Source organism: Kocuria carniphila, from assembly GCF_004136555.1.
In the GTDB taxonomy this organism is placed as follows: domain Bacteria; phylum Actinomycetota; class Actinomycetes; order Actinomycetales; family Micrococcaceae; genus Kocuria; species Kocuria carniphila.
In genome coordinates this window covers 21,989-35,932 of record NZ_NOIT01000005.1, presented here as the reverse complement: position 1 = coordinate 35,932, position 13,944 = coordinate 21,989, and the positions used below count along the sequence as shown (strand labels likewise).

The 13,944-nt window shown below is 63.5% G+C and carries 13 protein-coding genes; 4 read left to right on the top strand and 9 right to left on the bottom strand.

Translation table 11 applies throughout. The features are described from left to right. Positions 1-20: 20 nt before the first annotated feature. Together EWV37_RS04830 and EWV37_RS04825 are read left to right on the top strand one after the other, a co-directional pair. Positions 21-704, top strand: a complete 684-nt coding sequence (locus EWV37_RS04830; protein WP_129700163.1) for a response regulator transcription factor — start codon at positions 21-23, stop codon at positions 702-704. Further along, a complete protein-coding gene (locus EWV37_RS04825; RefSeq protein ID WP_129700161.1) occupies positions 701-2,125 on the top strand; it encodes a sensor histidine kinase in 1,425 nt (474 codons plus the stop codon). The genes EWV37_RS04830 and EWV37_RS04825 overlap by 4 nt, the downstream gene beginning before the upstream one ends. Here EWV37_RS04825 and EWV37_RS04820 read toward each other — a convergent pair. Next, positions 2,088-2,396, bottom strand: a complete 309-nt coding sequence (locus EWV37_RS04820) for a hypothetical protein (RefSeq protein ID WP_095797223.1) — start codon at positions 2,394-2,396, stop codon at positions 2,088-2,090. The two genes, EWV37_RS04825 and EWV37_RS04820, sit on opposite strands and share 38 nt — an antisense overlap. 192 nt (positions 2,397-2,588) lie before the next feature. Beyond that, entirely contained in the window at positions 2,589-3,590 is a 1,002-nt protein-coding gene (locus tag EWV37_RS04815) for a zinc-binding dehydrogenase (RefSeq protein ID WP_095797224.1), read from the bottom strand. A 127-nt stretch (positions 3,591-3,717) separates the two neighbouring features. Between EWV37_RS04815 and EWV37_RS04810 the strand changes: the two genes are divergently transcribed. Next, a complete protein-coding gene (locus EWV37_RS04810; protein WP_095797225.1) occupies positions 3,718-4,983 on the top strand; it encodes an MFS transporter in 1,266 nt (421 codons plus the stop codon). Positions 4,984-5,083: 100 nt separating this feature from the next. Here the strand turns inward: EWV37_RS04810 and EWV37_RS04805 are convergent, their stop codons facing one another. The 5 genes from EWV37_RS04805 to EWV37_RS04785 all read right to left on the bottom strand — a co-directional run bounded on the left by EWV37_RS04805 (position 5,084) and on the right by EWV37_RS04785 (position 10,713). Then, positions 5,084-6,748 carry a thiamine pyrophosphate-dependent enzyme gene (locus EWV37_RS04805; RefSeq protein ID WP_095797226.1) on the bottom strand — a complete coding sequence of 555 codons (1,665 nt, stop codon included), beginning with the start codon at positions 6,746-6,748 and terminating at the stop codon, positions 5,084-5,086. Positions 6,749-6,995: 247 nt separating this feature from the next. After that, on the bottom strand, positions 6,996-8,426 hold the full coding sequence (locus EWV37_RS04800; RefSeq protein ID WP_129700159.1) for a sugar porter family MFS transporter: 1,431 nt from the start codon (positions 8,424-8,426) through the stop codon (positions 6,996-6,998). Between the two features lie 158 nt (positions 8,427-8,584). After that, positions 8,585-9,769, bottom strand: a complete 1,185-nt coding sequence (locus tag EWV37_RS04795) for an ROK family transcriptional regulator (protein ID WP_095797228.1) — start codon at positions 9,767-9,769, stop codon at positions 8,585-8,587. A gap of 245 nt (positions 9,770-10,014) precedes the next feature. Further along, positions 10,015-10,347 (bottom strand): carboxymuconolactone decarboxylase family protein, encoded by a 333-nt coding sequence (locus EWV37_RS04790; RefSeq protein WP_095797229.1) that lies wholly within the window; start codon positions 10,345-10,347, stop codon positions 10,015-10,017. 39 nt (positions 10,348-10,386) lie between these two features. Beyond that, positions 10,387-10,713 carry a glutaredoxin domain-containing protein gene (locus tag EWV37_RS04785; RefSeq protein ID WP_095797230.1) on the bottom strand — a complete coding sequence of 109 codons (327 nt, stop codon included), beginning with the start codon at positions 10,711-10,713 and terminating at the stop codon, positions 10,387-10,389. 228 nt (positions 10,714-10,941) lie between these two features. Here EWV37_RS04785 and EWV37_RS04780 point away from each other — a divergent pair, with 228 nt between their 5' ends. Continuing rightward, entirely contained in the window at positions 10,942-11,817 is an 876-nt protein-coding gene (locus EWV37_RS04780) for a phosphatase PAP2 family protein (RefSeq protein ID WP_095797231.1), read from the top strand. Positions 11,818-11,832: 15 nt separating this feature from the next. Here the strand turns inward: EWV37_RS04780 and EWV37_RS04775 are convergent, their stop codons facing one another. Both EWV37_RS04775 and EWV37_RS04770 read right to left on the bottom strand, forming a co-directional pair. Next, positions 11,833-12,246 (bottom strand): universal stress protein, encoded by a 414-nt coding sequence (locus EWV37_RS04775; protein WP_095797232.1) that lies wholly within the window; start codon positions 12,244-12,246, stop codon positions 11,833-11,835. A gap of 33 nt (positions 12,247-12,279) precedes the next feature. Next, positions 12,280-13,764, bottom strand: a complete 1,485-nt coding sequence (locus EWV37_RS04770) for an APC family permease (protein WP_095797233.1) — start codon at positions 13,762-13,764, stop codon at positions 12,280-12,282. Between the last annotated feature and the right edge of the window lie 180 nt (positions 13,765-13,944).

Below are 13,944 nucleotides of genomic sequence, written 5' to 3'. Positions count from 1 at the left end.
CCGCTGGAAAGGCTTGATGAATGCGTGTACTGGTCGTCGATGACGAGGCGGACCTCTCGGAGTCGCTGCGCCGTGGACTCACCAACGAGGGGTTCGTGGTGGACGTGGCCAACGACGGCGTCACCGGTGCGTGGCTGGCCCAGGAGAACCCGTACGACGTGATCGTGCTGGACCTCATGCTGCCCGGTAAGAACGGGTACACGATCCTCAAGGAAATTCGTGCCGCCAAGAACTGGACGCCCGTGTTGATGCTCACCGCCAAGGACGGCGAGTACGACGAGGCCGACGCGTTCGACCTGGGCGCCGACGACTACCTGACCAAGCCGTTCAGCTTCATGGTCCTGGTGGCCCGGTTGCGAGCGCTCATCCGGCGCGGCGCCCCGGAGCGACCGGTCAACATCACCGTGGGCAGCTTGGAACTGGACCCGTCCCGGCACAAGGTCACCCGCGGGGACACGGTGATCGAACTGACCGCCAAGGAATACGTGATCCTGCAGTACTTCATGCAGAACGCGGAGACCGTGGTGTCCAAACTGCAGATCATGGACAACGCGTGGGATGCCGCGTTCGAGGGTTCGGAGAACATCGTGGAGGTCTACGTGGGGTATCTGCGCAAGAAGATCGACGTTCCCTTCGGCCTCAACACGCTGCAGACCGTGCGGGGTATGGGGTATCGACTGGTCGCGGATACCTCCGCGGCATGAGCATGTTGGGCGTGCGCCGGCGGTGGGGCGTGCGGCGCAAGACCACGCTCGCTGCGGCACTGCTCATGATCGTGGTGCTGTTGTTGGCGGGTGTGCTCCTGCTGGAAGTGCTCAAGCGCAACATTGTCTCCACCGCCCATGATCAAGCGGTGACCAGTCAGCAGCAGGTGCTCTCGCGTCTGGTGGACGGGCAGGAGACTCCCGAGAATCGCGTGATCTACGTGTGGTCCCAAGCGGACCCCGAGGATCTGCTGCGCGCGGTGGGCCAACCCGGTGTCCTGGTGCAGCTCACCGATCAGGAGGGCTCGGTCGTGGCCTCCTCACCCGCAATGACCGGGGACATTGATTTGAACTCACCGGCGCTCACCCCGGGTGCCACGTTCGAATCGCGCACCGACGACCAAGGCCTCCTGCGCATCCCCAACGATTTTGTATATGTCTCCGAAGGCATAGTGGTCAACGACGAACCCCACACCTTGGTGGTGGCCGTTCCCGTCAACCTGCAGACCAGTTCCCTCACCGTCGTGGCGGTGTTCGTGCTGGTGGTGGGCCCGCTCCTCGTGATCCTGGGCGCGCTGACCATGTGGTGGCTCACGGGCCGTTCCCTGCGGCCGGTCCGGCGCATCACCGACCAGGTGCGCACCATCGGCGGGTCCAATCTGGACGAACGCGTGGATGTGCCGCCCACCCGCGACGAGATTGCTCAGCTGGCCTCCACCATGAACGCGATGCTGGACCGGCTCCAGGCGTCGGATCAGGCACAACGGCGCTTTGTGGCCGATGCGTCCCACGAGCTGCGCTCGCCGCTGGCCACGTTGTCCACCACGCTGGACGTGGCCCGCAGCGATCCCTCCGGCGAGGCCTGGAAAGAGCTGTCCCCGGTGCTCGTCTCCCAGTCCCAGCGCATGGGTCAGCTCGTGCAGGACCTCCTCACCCTCGCCCGCGCGGACGACGCCGGCCTGGACATGCGCGTTGCCGACACCGACATGGACGAGGTGGTGTCGGACGAGATCGCCCGGATCCGACCCGCACTGGACCAGGAACTGACGGTCTACATCGAGCCGGTGCGCCTGCGTGCGGACGCCTCAAAGCTGCAGCACGTGGTGCGGAATCTGCTGTCCAACGCGGGTCGCCATGCTGAGTCGCTGATCGAGGTGCGGTTGAGCGCGACCGAGACGAATGCGGTGCTCACCGTGATCAACAACGGCGATACGATTGCCCCCGCAGATCAGAACAAGGTCTTCGAACGGTTCGTCCGCCTGGACGCTTCACGAGCCCGGGATACCGGTGGATCCGGATTGGGCCTGGCCATCAGCCGCGAGATCGTGCTCGCCCACGGTGGCACCATCGCGGTCGATGAGGACTCACACGGTCGCTGCCGCTTTACGGTGACCCTGCCCCTCCCGAAGGATGCTCCGTAGCCTCCACGGTGTGCGCCAATAGCCGCTCACTCGTCATGAACACGAGAGCAGCGGAAGCCACCGCGATGATGCGCGGAATGACCTCGCCCAGCAGATCCCGGGTGATGACGTCCGGGAGCAGCCACGTGCACAGGGCCGACACCGAGAAATAGGCCACCACGGCCGCAACGAACACCAGGATCCTGGCCGGGGTGGCGACGCCCTCGAAGAATTCGGGGCGGGAGTGATCGCGCTCGCCTCGCACGAGTCCCATGAAGGATTTGATCGGCACAATCCACTCCTTCGGTCCGCTCGGTGACTTATTGATTACCTCTGACGTCCTAATCTACCCCGGGGTAGATCGCTCTGACATGGCCGAATGGCCAGTCTTCCTGGGCTTTTGCCATCGACGCGGACGACGCCGCTCGGGTACCTTGCGCACGCAAGGTACCCGAGCGGCGTCGTCGGGCGGTGAAAAGCGGGGTTACGGGACGATGGTGAACTTGACCTGGCCGTCGCCGCCGCGTTCGGCGATGCGCAGCACCTCTGCCACCTGATCCAAGGTGTGGGTGGGGCCTAGGCAGTAGTCGACCTCGACCTCGCCGTCGTGGATGCGACGGACAGCCTCGTGGAAGGACTTGAGGCCGGGCTCGGACTGGGCGGCCACGGAACCCTGGAGGCGCACGCACTTGCGGAAGACCTCGAAGATCGGCACGAGAGTAGGTTCGAAGCTTTCGTACAGGCCGAACCAGCCCACGATGCCGCGGTTGGCCACGATGTCCACGGCCTGGGTGCGCAACTCATCGGAACCGACGGCCTCGATCACCAGATCCGCGCCGTTGTTGCCGGTGAGCTCGGAGACCACGGTGCCCAGGTCCTCGTCCGGGATCAGCACGGCGCGGGCACCCAGCTTGCGGGCGATCTCGAGGCGGGCAGGTTCCTTGTCCGAAATGATGACCTGGTCGAAACCGCGGCGCAGGGCGTCCTGCAGGAAGAACAAGCCCGCGGAACCGGCGCCCATGATCACGCACGTGCCCGCGGTGCGCGCGGGCACCTCGGTGGGCCAGTAGAGGTCGAACGCGTAAATGCACGTGCCCAGCTGCTGGGCCATCATGTAGCGGCGCATCTGGGTGAGATCGTTACTGTTCACGTCCGAGGGCAGAGCCACGGCGTGGTCGTCGTCGAGCAGCATGTACTCCGCGAACGCTCCACCGAACTCACCCGGGGGAACGCACAGCACTGTGGTGCCCACGGGGAACTTCTCGGAGTTGGACTCCGAAACGACACCCACGCCCTCGTGGCCCGGGTAGCCCGCGCGCTCCGGACCCTTGGGATGCAGCGTGCCGTGCAGGGCCGCGTGCAGATCCGAACCACAGACTGATGCCGCCGTCATCCGCACCACGAACGTGCCCGGCTCAGTGGCCTGCGGTTTGGGCCATTCACGCACGGTGATGACTCCGGTTTCCGGCACGTGGGTTGCGCGCATCTGGGGCTCCTTCGCTGGGGGAACTGCATGAAAATAACCGCTTCAACGGTACTTCATGGAGTAGCTTGGCCCCCTGGAGGGCGACGCTTTATATCACAACGTGATACATAGTTGTAGGCTAATCCCAATGTTACTTCCCCGCGCGTTCAAACCTTTCAGTACCCCGGCCTTCGCGGTGCTGGCCTTTGCCATGTGCATGAGCGTGTTCGGATCAGGACTGTGGGCGGTCGCCTTGGTCGCGAAGGTCATGGCCTTGGGCGGTTCGGCCGTGGATCTGTCCATGGTCACCGCGGCCGGTGCCTTGGGCGCGGTGGTTTTCGTCCTGGTGGGCGGGGTGACGGCAGATCGCGTGCGGCTGAATATCATCTTGCGATGCGTGGAAGCCACCAATTTTCTGACCGCTTCTGTGATCGTGCTCCTGACATGGACCGGCAACCTTGCGATGTGGCACCTGGCGATCGCCGCGTTCGTGTTCGCAGGCTCCTTGGGATTCTTCTACCCCGCCTACTCGGCCGCACTGCCGAGGATCCTGCCGGCCAGTCAGTTGCTTGCCGCCAACGGTGTGGAGGGGACCGCCCGACCGCTCTTGCAGATCGCTGCCGGTCCCGCGGTGGGTGGCTTCCTCGCTGGCCTGGCTTTCCCAGCGCTCGCCGTGGTGGCCATTGCCGTGTGCCACGCCGCAGCGTTCGTCCTGATGATGTTTCTGCGCATCCCAACGAGCGGCAGGTTCGGGGAGGAGGAACCGCAAGGCTCCAACACGGCGCCGTCCACGTCCATCTTGCGTGATCTGGTGGACGGTTTCCTCTACTCGGTGCGCACTCCGTGGTTGCTTTGGACGCTCTTGTGGGCCATGAGCGCTGTGTTCTTGTTCATCGGCCCGCTCGAGGTGCTCGTCCCATTCCTGGTCGTGGACCGGCTGGGCGGCACGGTGGCCAGTTACGGTGCGATGCTCGGTCTGTACGGGGTGTCCATGGCGCTGGGTTCGATCATCACGGCATCCATGCCCCTGCCGCGCAATTACCTCACCACCATGATCTGGCTGTGGGGTTTCGGCACGCTGCCGTTCGGCCTGGTGGGCATGACCGATTCGTGGTGGGTCATGGCGATCGCGTTGTGTGTCTTCGGTGCCACGGGCGGCGCTGGTCAGGTCATTTGGGGCACTCTGCTGCAGCGCCGCGTCCCCGTGCACATGCTTGGGCGCATCTCATCCCTGGACTTCTTCGTGTCCCTGTCGCTCATGCCCGTATCCATGGCGGTGGCGGGACCGGTTTCACAGGTCCTGCCGCCCGAGGCGATCTTCTGGGGCGTGGCCATCGTGACGCCTCTGCTCGGCGTCATTGCGGTCTTCGCCGGTCGGATGCACAAGGACCAGGCAGAGCACCCGCTGCGCTAGTCGCCCACGCTCGAACGCGACGACGCCGCTCCCGGGACTTTCCGTACGAAAGGTTCCAGGAGCGGCGTCGTCAGCTATCTGACCAGTATCTATAACTGGATCAGTATGCTTTGTGGCGCTGCTCCACGATCAGGTGGATGAGCGCGAACGTGCCCTGCTCGTCAATGGCCTTGAAGGCTTCCTCGAGCGCACCCGGGATCTCGGACTCGCGCTCCACGCGCACGCCAAAACCACCGAACGAGGTGGCCATGCCCGCGAAATCCGGGTTCGTCAACTGGGTACCGGACACGCGCTTGGGGTACTGCTTCTCCTGGTGCGTGCGGATGGTGCCGTACTCCTGGTTGTCCATCACGATGACCAACGGCGTGGCGCCGTACTGCGCGGCGGTGGCCAGCTCTTGACCGTTCATGAGGAACTCACCGTCACCGGCGATCGAGATCACTCGGCGGCCCGGGTAGTTCAGGGACGCTGCCACGGCGGAGGGTACCGAGTACCCCATGGAACCGTTGCGCGCCGAAATCATGGACGCGTAGCCATTGGTCGGGAAGTATCGGTGCGCCCAGTTGGTGTGCTCTCCGGCGCCGAAGGTGACCATGGCGTCCTCCGGCAGGTTTTCCACCAAGTTGGCCATCATGGTGTCCATGGTGGCCGGGCCGTCCTCCGGGTGGGTGTCCTTTGGCTCGGCGAAGTCGACCTGCTGCTGCCGCATGCGACCACACCAGTCCTTCCAGCCGTCCTTGACCGGGAGGTCCATGCGCACCAGGTCGCGCACGAATACGTCCGGCTTGGCCACGATCTGATGCGAAACGGCACCGGAACGGCCGCGCATGGACGGGTCCATGGTCACGATGAAGTTCTTCTTGGACCAGTCCTGACGCACCAGGAAACCGTCCGTGATCACGTCACCGGGCACGGTTCCCACGAAGACGAGCAGGTCAGTTTCTTCCAGCAGGTCGTAGGTGGGTCGCGGGCGGCCATAGCCGATGGGGCCCACGTAGGACGGGGAGTTGAACGGCACGGTACCCTCCGTGCGCCACTCGGCTGCGGCGGGGATGTGATGTTCCTCGAGCCACTGGGTGAACTTCTGGGCGCCCTCGTGGGTCCAGTCGTTACCGCCGGTCACGAACAGCGGCTTCTCGGATTCCTTGAGCGCGCTCTCCAGAGCCTTCCAGTCGGTCACGGTCATACCGCCACCAGCAACAGGAATCCGCGGGTGCAGGGTCGCGTCGATCTCGCGCGTGATGACGTCCTCGGGCAAACCGACCACCACGGGACCGGGGCGGCCGGACGCCGCTGCGAACATGGCCTCGGCGACATATTCGGAGGCGCGCTCGGCGTGGTCCAGGACCATCACGCGCTTGGCGCCAGAGCCGAACCACTGGTGCGGATCGAACTCCTGGAACGCCTCCTTCTCGCGATGTTCGAAGGGGATCAGCCCCACGAACAGCACCATGGGAGTGGAATCCTGCCACGCGGTGTGCAGGCCCACGTGAGCGTTGGCGGCACCGGGGCCACGGGTCACCATGGCTACGCCGGGCACGGTGTTCATCTTGCCGTCGGCCTCGGCCATGTACGCGGCGCCGCCCTCGTGGCGGGTGATCACGGTATTGATGGGGGACTTGTACAGGCCGTCCAGCACATCCAGGTAGCTCTCGCCGGGCACGACGTACGCGCGTTCCACGCCGTGGGCGACCAGGGAATCCACGATCACGTGGCCGGCCGATTTACGTCCTGCTGTGGACTGTTCCGAAGAAGATTGGGTCACCGTGAGGTCCTCATTTCGCCATTGAAAAGTCGTGAAGATTGTGGGCGATTCCACGGGGATCGTCCGCGAATATCAGACTCGAAACTACCCGAGAACGCCCGGGGTGGGGGTATCGGAGCGGCATATTTGTTAATCCGACAAACTATGACCCTCCCGCAGCCACGCGCGGAAGGCAGCGGGTACGACGTCGCCCCGGTCCCGTACACGCGTACGGAACCAGGGCGATCGGATCGGGTGGGATAAAGCGTCAGTCGTGCATGTCCTCGAGCTCCACACCCTTGGTCTCGGAGACCATCTTGATGGTGAAGATCAGCGAGACCACCGCGAAGAACGCGTAGATGCCGTAGGCCAGACCCAGCGAGAAGTTGGACAGCGCCGGGAAGGTGACGGTGACGGCCCAGTTGGCGATCCACTGCACGGCACCGGCCACGGCCAGTGCGGCACCGCGGATGCGGTTGGGGAACATCTCGCCCAGCAGGACCCACATGAGCGGACCCCACGAGACACCGAAGAAGATCACGAACAGGTTGGCAGCGATCAGGGCGACCGGACCTGCCACGGGGCCGAGCACCGGCGTGAGCTGACCGTCCACCATGACTTTGCTGGCGGTGGCGAAGACAATGGCCAGGGTTGCGAGCGAAACGGCCATACCGGTGGAGCCAATGAGCAGCAGAGGGCGGCGGCCCACCTTGTCCACCAGGAAGATGGCCACGATGGTTACCAACACGTTGGTCACGGAGGTGGCGACCGAGATCACGAACGAATCGGACTCCGAGAAGCCCACCGACTCCCACAACACGTTGGAGTAGTAGAAGATCACGTTGATGCCCACGAACTGTTGCAGGGCTGCCAGGCCGATACCGACCCACACGATGGGCTTGAGACCACCCAGGGAACCACGCAGATCGCTGAAGCGGGGCTTGTGTTCCTTGTTGATGGTTTCGCGGATGCGGGCCACGCGCTCCTCGGCCACCTGATCGCCGTGGATGCTGGTCAACACGGAGCGAGCCTCGTCATCACGGCCGCGGGACACCAGGTAACGCGGGGACTCGGGAATGGTGAACGCGCCGATGCCGTACATGACAGCCGGGATGGCCATGACCAGGAATATCCAGCGCCAGGCCTCGAGACCCAGCCACAGCTCGTTGGCTGCCCCGCCGGCCCAGTAGGCCAACAGGGCGTCAATGAGCAGCGACAGGAAGATACCGAGCACAATGCCCATCTGCTGCAGCGAGCCCAACCGGCCGCGCAGGTGCGCAGGGGAAACTTCGGCAATGTAGGCGGGGGCGATCACGGAGGCCACACCCACACCCACACCTCCGACCACGCGGAAGATGACCAGCGTGGTGATGTCATTAGCCAGGCCACAACCGATCGCTGAGGCCAGGAACAGGACCGCGGCGATCTTCATGATCAGGATGCGACCGGTGCGGTCCGCAATGCGGGCGCCGAAGAAGGCACCCACCGCGGCACCCAGCAGTGCCGCTGCCACCGCGAAGCCCAGGGGACCCGGACCCACGTCGAAGCGGGATTGGATGGAGGACACCGCGCCGTTGATCACGGCGGAGTCGTAACCGAAGAGCAGGCCACCGAAAGCAGCGACCGTTGTGATTCTGATGACCGCGCCGGTGTTTGCGTCGTGACGCTCGGACGGTACTGCGTGCGCTGCTTGGCTCATCGCGCAGCTCCCTTGCTGTAACGAAGTAAGAATGCAGGCCCCAGGGCATAGGACGCTGTGGGGACGGTAACCGGAAGTACGCTTGCCGGTAGTGGATCAAGATTAGGACCCGGATCACTAAATGTCCATGTCTTGAACACAAAAAACGTGGGTGTGTCTTAAACGGTGAGAGAAACGTTCTCGAGCGCCATGATCAGCGCCCCGGTGAGGTGCGCTTCCGGGCCGAGTTCAGCGGCGGTGATCGCGAGGTCCCGGGTGCAGCCTTGTACACCGTAGCGAGACACGATCTCCCGTAGCGGAGCCAACAGCAGATCACCCGCGCGGGCCAATTCGCCACCCACGACCACGAGCTCCGGATTGATGAGATTGCACAGGTTCGCCACGGTGGTGCCCAGGGTGCGACCGGTGTCCCCGATGACGCGAGCACAGCCGACATCCCCGGCCAGAGCGGCGTCGACAACCTGAGCGACCGTGAGATCGGGGCCGCGGGTGGCGCCCAGGAGGGTGAGGACGGCCTCGGACGAGATGAACGTTTCCAGGCATCCGCGGTTGCCACAGCGGCAGACGTCACCCTGCTCGTCCAGGGTCATGTGCCCGAGCTCCCCGGCGGAACCGGTGGCTCCTCGGAACAGTCGGCCGTTGAGGATCAGGCCGGCACCCACGCCGTGGGAGACCTTGATGTAGGCCATGTTCTGGGCGGTGCGTCCGGCGCCCTGGGAGAACTCACCCACCGCCCCGGCATTCGCATCATTTTCCACGGCCACCGGGAGTCCGAGTCGGCCGGAGGCAGCGGCACGGACATCGGTATCGGCCCAGGCCGGAAGGATGGCCCCGGCGCTCACCACGCGTCCTTCGAGGTCTACGGGGGCCGGCACGGTCAATCCGGCGGCGAGTAGTTTTACCCGAGGAATCTTCAGCTTCCGAACCATGGCGTCCAAGGTGGAATCGGCCGTGTCCAGCGCTTCGGTGACCGAATGGCCTCGGGGCAGATCAAATCGCTGACGAGCCTTGATGTCCTGATTGAGATCCGCCACGGCCACGGTGAGGTGGCGGTGGCCCACATCGAGGCCCACCACGAAGCCGGCGTTGTCGCTGAACCGGACTAGCTGCCCACGGCGGCCCCCGTGTGACGAATCCATAGCCAGCACTCCCGCGGTCACCATCTCGTGCACGATGGAGGACACCGTGGACGGCGCCAGGGCTGTTTCGCGCGCGATGGTCGCCTGCGTGGTGGTACCCAGTGCGCGCATGGCATCGATCACCCGGCGCTGATTGGCCACGCGCAAAGACGTCTGTGAGCCCGGGGCCGCTTCGAAGGGGGCGGACGTGGAGTGCAGGGACATCGTCGTCCTCGATTTCCTGTGAAGATTCTCTTGCACCGGAGTGTAGCCCGTCTTCAACTATCGAAGACAAAGCTCCTGATCGACAGAGGTTCGGACTAATTAGGCGTGGTTGGCTCTCGGACGAGTGCTCATAGCCCCTTGGCCCTACGGCGACTAAGTCACACGAGAAAGGAACCGCGCCGACACGAAGCGCGCGGCGCGGTTCCTCACGGTGCGGTCACGGTGCCGCGTGAAACAGCTTGGGCTCAGGCCTCGTCGAACAGGCGAAGTGCCATGGCCGTGTGGGTCACGGCGGCCCCGGCGCGCAGACCTGCGGCGACCATGCCCGCTTCCACGATCTGCTCGCGTGTGGCACCGGCGGCCTTGGCCTTCTTGGTGTGCACTTCGAGGCAGTAGGGGCACTGGGTGGTCAGGGCGACACCGATGGCGATGAGCTCACGGTTCAAGGGGTCGATGTGACCGCCCTCGCGACCGATGGCCGCGTCGAATGTCGCGAATTTGGTGAACTCCTCGGGTGCAAGCTTCTTCAGCTCACCCAGGAGCTTGAGGTCTTCCGGAGAATGGTAGTGATCAGCCATGAGTCATCCTGCTTTCTGTGATTACCGGTACTGACTCCCTCAGTCTGCGGTCGCGGGGGTGGCGTTGGCCAGCAGTTGACGAACCTGGTCAGGTGCATCCGAATCCGCCGCGATGAAATGGGTGTTCTTGGTGACCACCGTGGGAACCGTGGAATTGCCATCGTTGAGGGAGGCTACGTACTCCTTGGCCGCCGGATCTTCCCAGATATTGATCCACGTGGCCTTCTGGCCGTCCTCACCCAATCCGTATTCAAGGCGCTCACAGAATGGGCACCCGGGACGCCAGTAGATGGCCACGCCGTTGTTGTCGATGTGCTTGAGTGCGTCGTCTTGCGAAACCTGTGGGTACTGGGGATTCTCGGGCACGGTGGCTCCTGGGATCGAGGTGGATTGGGTCAGTTCAGAGTTATAACGGCAGAGTAGATGAGTCGATTCCGGACGACGTCATAATTGTCGCGAACAGCACATTCCGATAAGAGAATACAAACGAAGAGGGGTTCATTACATTTTTTCGTTTCACGTGAAACCTCCAGGCTCACCGGCTCTGGTGCGCGATTTCAGCAATCACTCGGTGATGAGTGACACCATGGATCTATGACCTATCCGGCGCAGAAAACTTCCCCCTCGCCGGGCGGGTCCCCGTGGCGCTTGCCGCAACTGCGACACCGAGTGGCCGTACCTCTGGTCACGGTGTTGTTGGTTGCGACCGTCGGTCGATTGCTGGTGGTCTCACCGGAAATCACGCACGGGGAGACCGCGTTGCTCGAGGGGCTTGTCCAATACCGCAACGCAGTATTCGACGCCATTGCCATGGCGGTCCAGGCTGTGCTCTCCAATGCGGGCATTGTATTGATCATCGCCATGATCACCGGGTGGCTCGCCGTCTTCCGGCGACGACCCCTGGACGCCACCGCGTTCCTCATCACGTCCCTCATGGGTTGGGCCACGATCGGTCTGGTCAAGGTCGCTGCAGAGCGCCCACGCCCGTCTTTGATGACCGGTGATCAACTTCTGGCGCTCGACGGCGCCACGTCCTTCCCGTCGGGACACACTGGTGGCGCACTCGCGATCGTGTTGGCTTTAACACTCGTGAATTTCCGCTCTTCCAAACACAACCGAATTCTATTGTTCGGTCTTGCGTTTGTGGCTCTCGTTGGACTCAGCCGTATATACGCAACCGCGCATTTTCCGCTTGACGTGCTGGTTTCCATCCCGGTGGCGTGGGCTGGTGTGATGATCGGCTGTGCAGTATCGAATGCTTTGGTGCCAGCTCTGGCCTATGGATTCGGCTGGACACAGAAAGATGTCACGGTGCCTGCACCGGGATCCAAGCGTGCGACCAGCACCGTGACTGGCGAACGAAGCGCAACTGGCGCGACCGCGGCGTCGTCGTGGGAAGCGCCCGTGACCGCACAGCAAAGCCGCCCGACCTTCGACCTCAACGAGGCGGAGGAAGACCGGGCGGCCTAGTAGCTGCTGGGCGAATCAGTCGTCCACGGTGTACCCGGCCTTGACGCACAGCACCGGGCAAGTGGCCTCCAGCAGGATGCGCTGAGTGGTGGGCGCCATGATGAGCTTGCCCACCGGCGTGCGCTTACGCGTTCCGATGACCAGCAGCTCGGCAGTGACGCGTTCACACGCGTCCAGGATGGCGTCCGCGGGGTCGCTGTCCGGGTGGACGGACACCAATTCGTGATCGATGCCGCTCTCGGCCAACAGCTCCTGGTCTTCGGCGGACGCCGCCGGTGATTCCTGTTCGGCGGGACGTCCGAAGCGTTGCTTGGGTGCGGGTGCCTGAACGATGACCAGTTTGCTGGAACGTAGTTTTGCTTCGCCGATGCTGGCCCGCAGTGCGGCGCGTCCGGCGGGGGTCGGTAGGTAGCCGACGACAATGCTCATGGGTGTCTCCCTGGTACGTGAGGAACGAATGCTTTAGCGGTCGGTGTCTTCCAGGTGTGCGAGATCTTCCGGGTGGTGGAAGCGGGTGCGGCGGCCGGTGAACAAACGGTCGTAGAGGAAGTTCAGCAGCCAGAGCAGCACGCCCAGCCCAATGAGTATCACGGCAATCTGGTACTCGATGGGGTCCTGCGCCCACGGGCCCAGAAGGTAGGCACAGGTGATGGTGCCCAGGTAGGGCAGGACCTTGGGAGCGTGGAAGTACGCGTGATCCTCCTGTGACTTGTCACGGCGCAAAATGATCGCCGCAATGTTGACCACCGTGAACACGGCCAGCAACAGCAATGCCGTGGTGCCGCCCAGGGCTGAAGCCGTTCCCTTACCCATGAAGTTGTTGACGATCAGGATGAGGGCCATGCCCAGCACGGTGGTGAAGATGATGGAGGTCCACGGCGTACGGCGCTCCGGGAGCACCTTGCCGAGGATCCCGGGAATCACACCCTGGCGCGCCATGCCGTAGAGCAAACGGGATGCCATGAGCATGTTGATCAGCGCGGTGTTGGCCACGGCGATGATGGTCAGGAACGGGTAGATGGAGTCGATCGGAATACCCGGTGCGCCGATACGTACCACGTCCAGCAACGGGGTGGTGGATTCACCCAGCTGACCGATGGGCACGATGGCCACGGTGAAGATCGAGACCAGCACGTAGACCACCAGCGTGATGCTCAGGCCCAGCAGCATGACGCGAGGGAAGTTCCGAGTGGGGTCCTTGGTCTCCTCGACCATGTTGACCGAGTCCTCGAAGCCCACGAACGAGAAGAACGCCAAGGAGGTTACCGCGGTCAGGGCCATGAAGATGCTCTTGTCCTCGGAGGTTTCGAAGACCACGGTCTGGCTGAAGTCCGCATTGCCCTGAGATGCGGCCCAGAAGCCCACCAGGATCACGATCAGCAGGCCCGTGAGTTCGATGCACGTGAGCACCACGTTGAGTTTCACGGATTCGGACACACCGCGCAGGTTGATGAGAGCCAGGATGCCCAGGAACACGATGGCTACCACGGAGATACCGAACGGGCTCAGCTCCAGGTGGAAGCCCTTAGCAAAGTTGGATGCTACTGCGGACGAAGCGGTAGCGGCAGATGTCAGGCCGGAGCACAGCACGGCAAACGTCACCAGGAAGGTGATGAAGTGGATGCCGAAGGCCTTGTGCGTGTAGAGAGCTGCGCCCGAGGCACCCGGGTACTTGGTGACCAGCTCCAGGTAGGAGAACGCGGTGATGGTGGCCACCGCGAAAGCGATCAGGATGGGTGCCCACGCAGCACCGCCGATTTCGCCGGCGATATTGCCGGTCAGAGCGTAGACGCCGGTGCCCAAGATGTCGCCCACAATGAACAACAGCAGTAGTCCAGGTCCCATGACCCGTTTCAGTTCGTGGGATTCACCGGTTTTCGGATCGTTGCCTTTGACTCCCGCCGACGACGCAGTGGCACCTTGGCCGGGGGACGTTTCGTTGCTCATGAGGACCTCTTGCTACAAGGGGGCGCTGTCCACAATCCGAGGTGAGATCAGGGACTGTGAGGCGGTGCCGAACGTAATTGTTACGTGAGGTCAATGTAGGCGATTCACGTCACACTTCATAGGGCAACACGATGTGCAGAACGCCCCGCGCTTCTCGAAGAGGTGCGGGGCGTTCGGAAC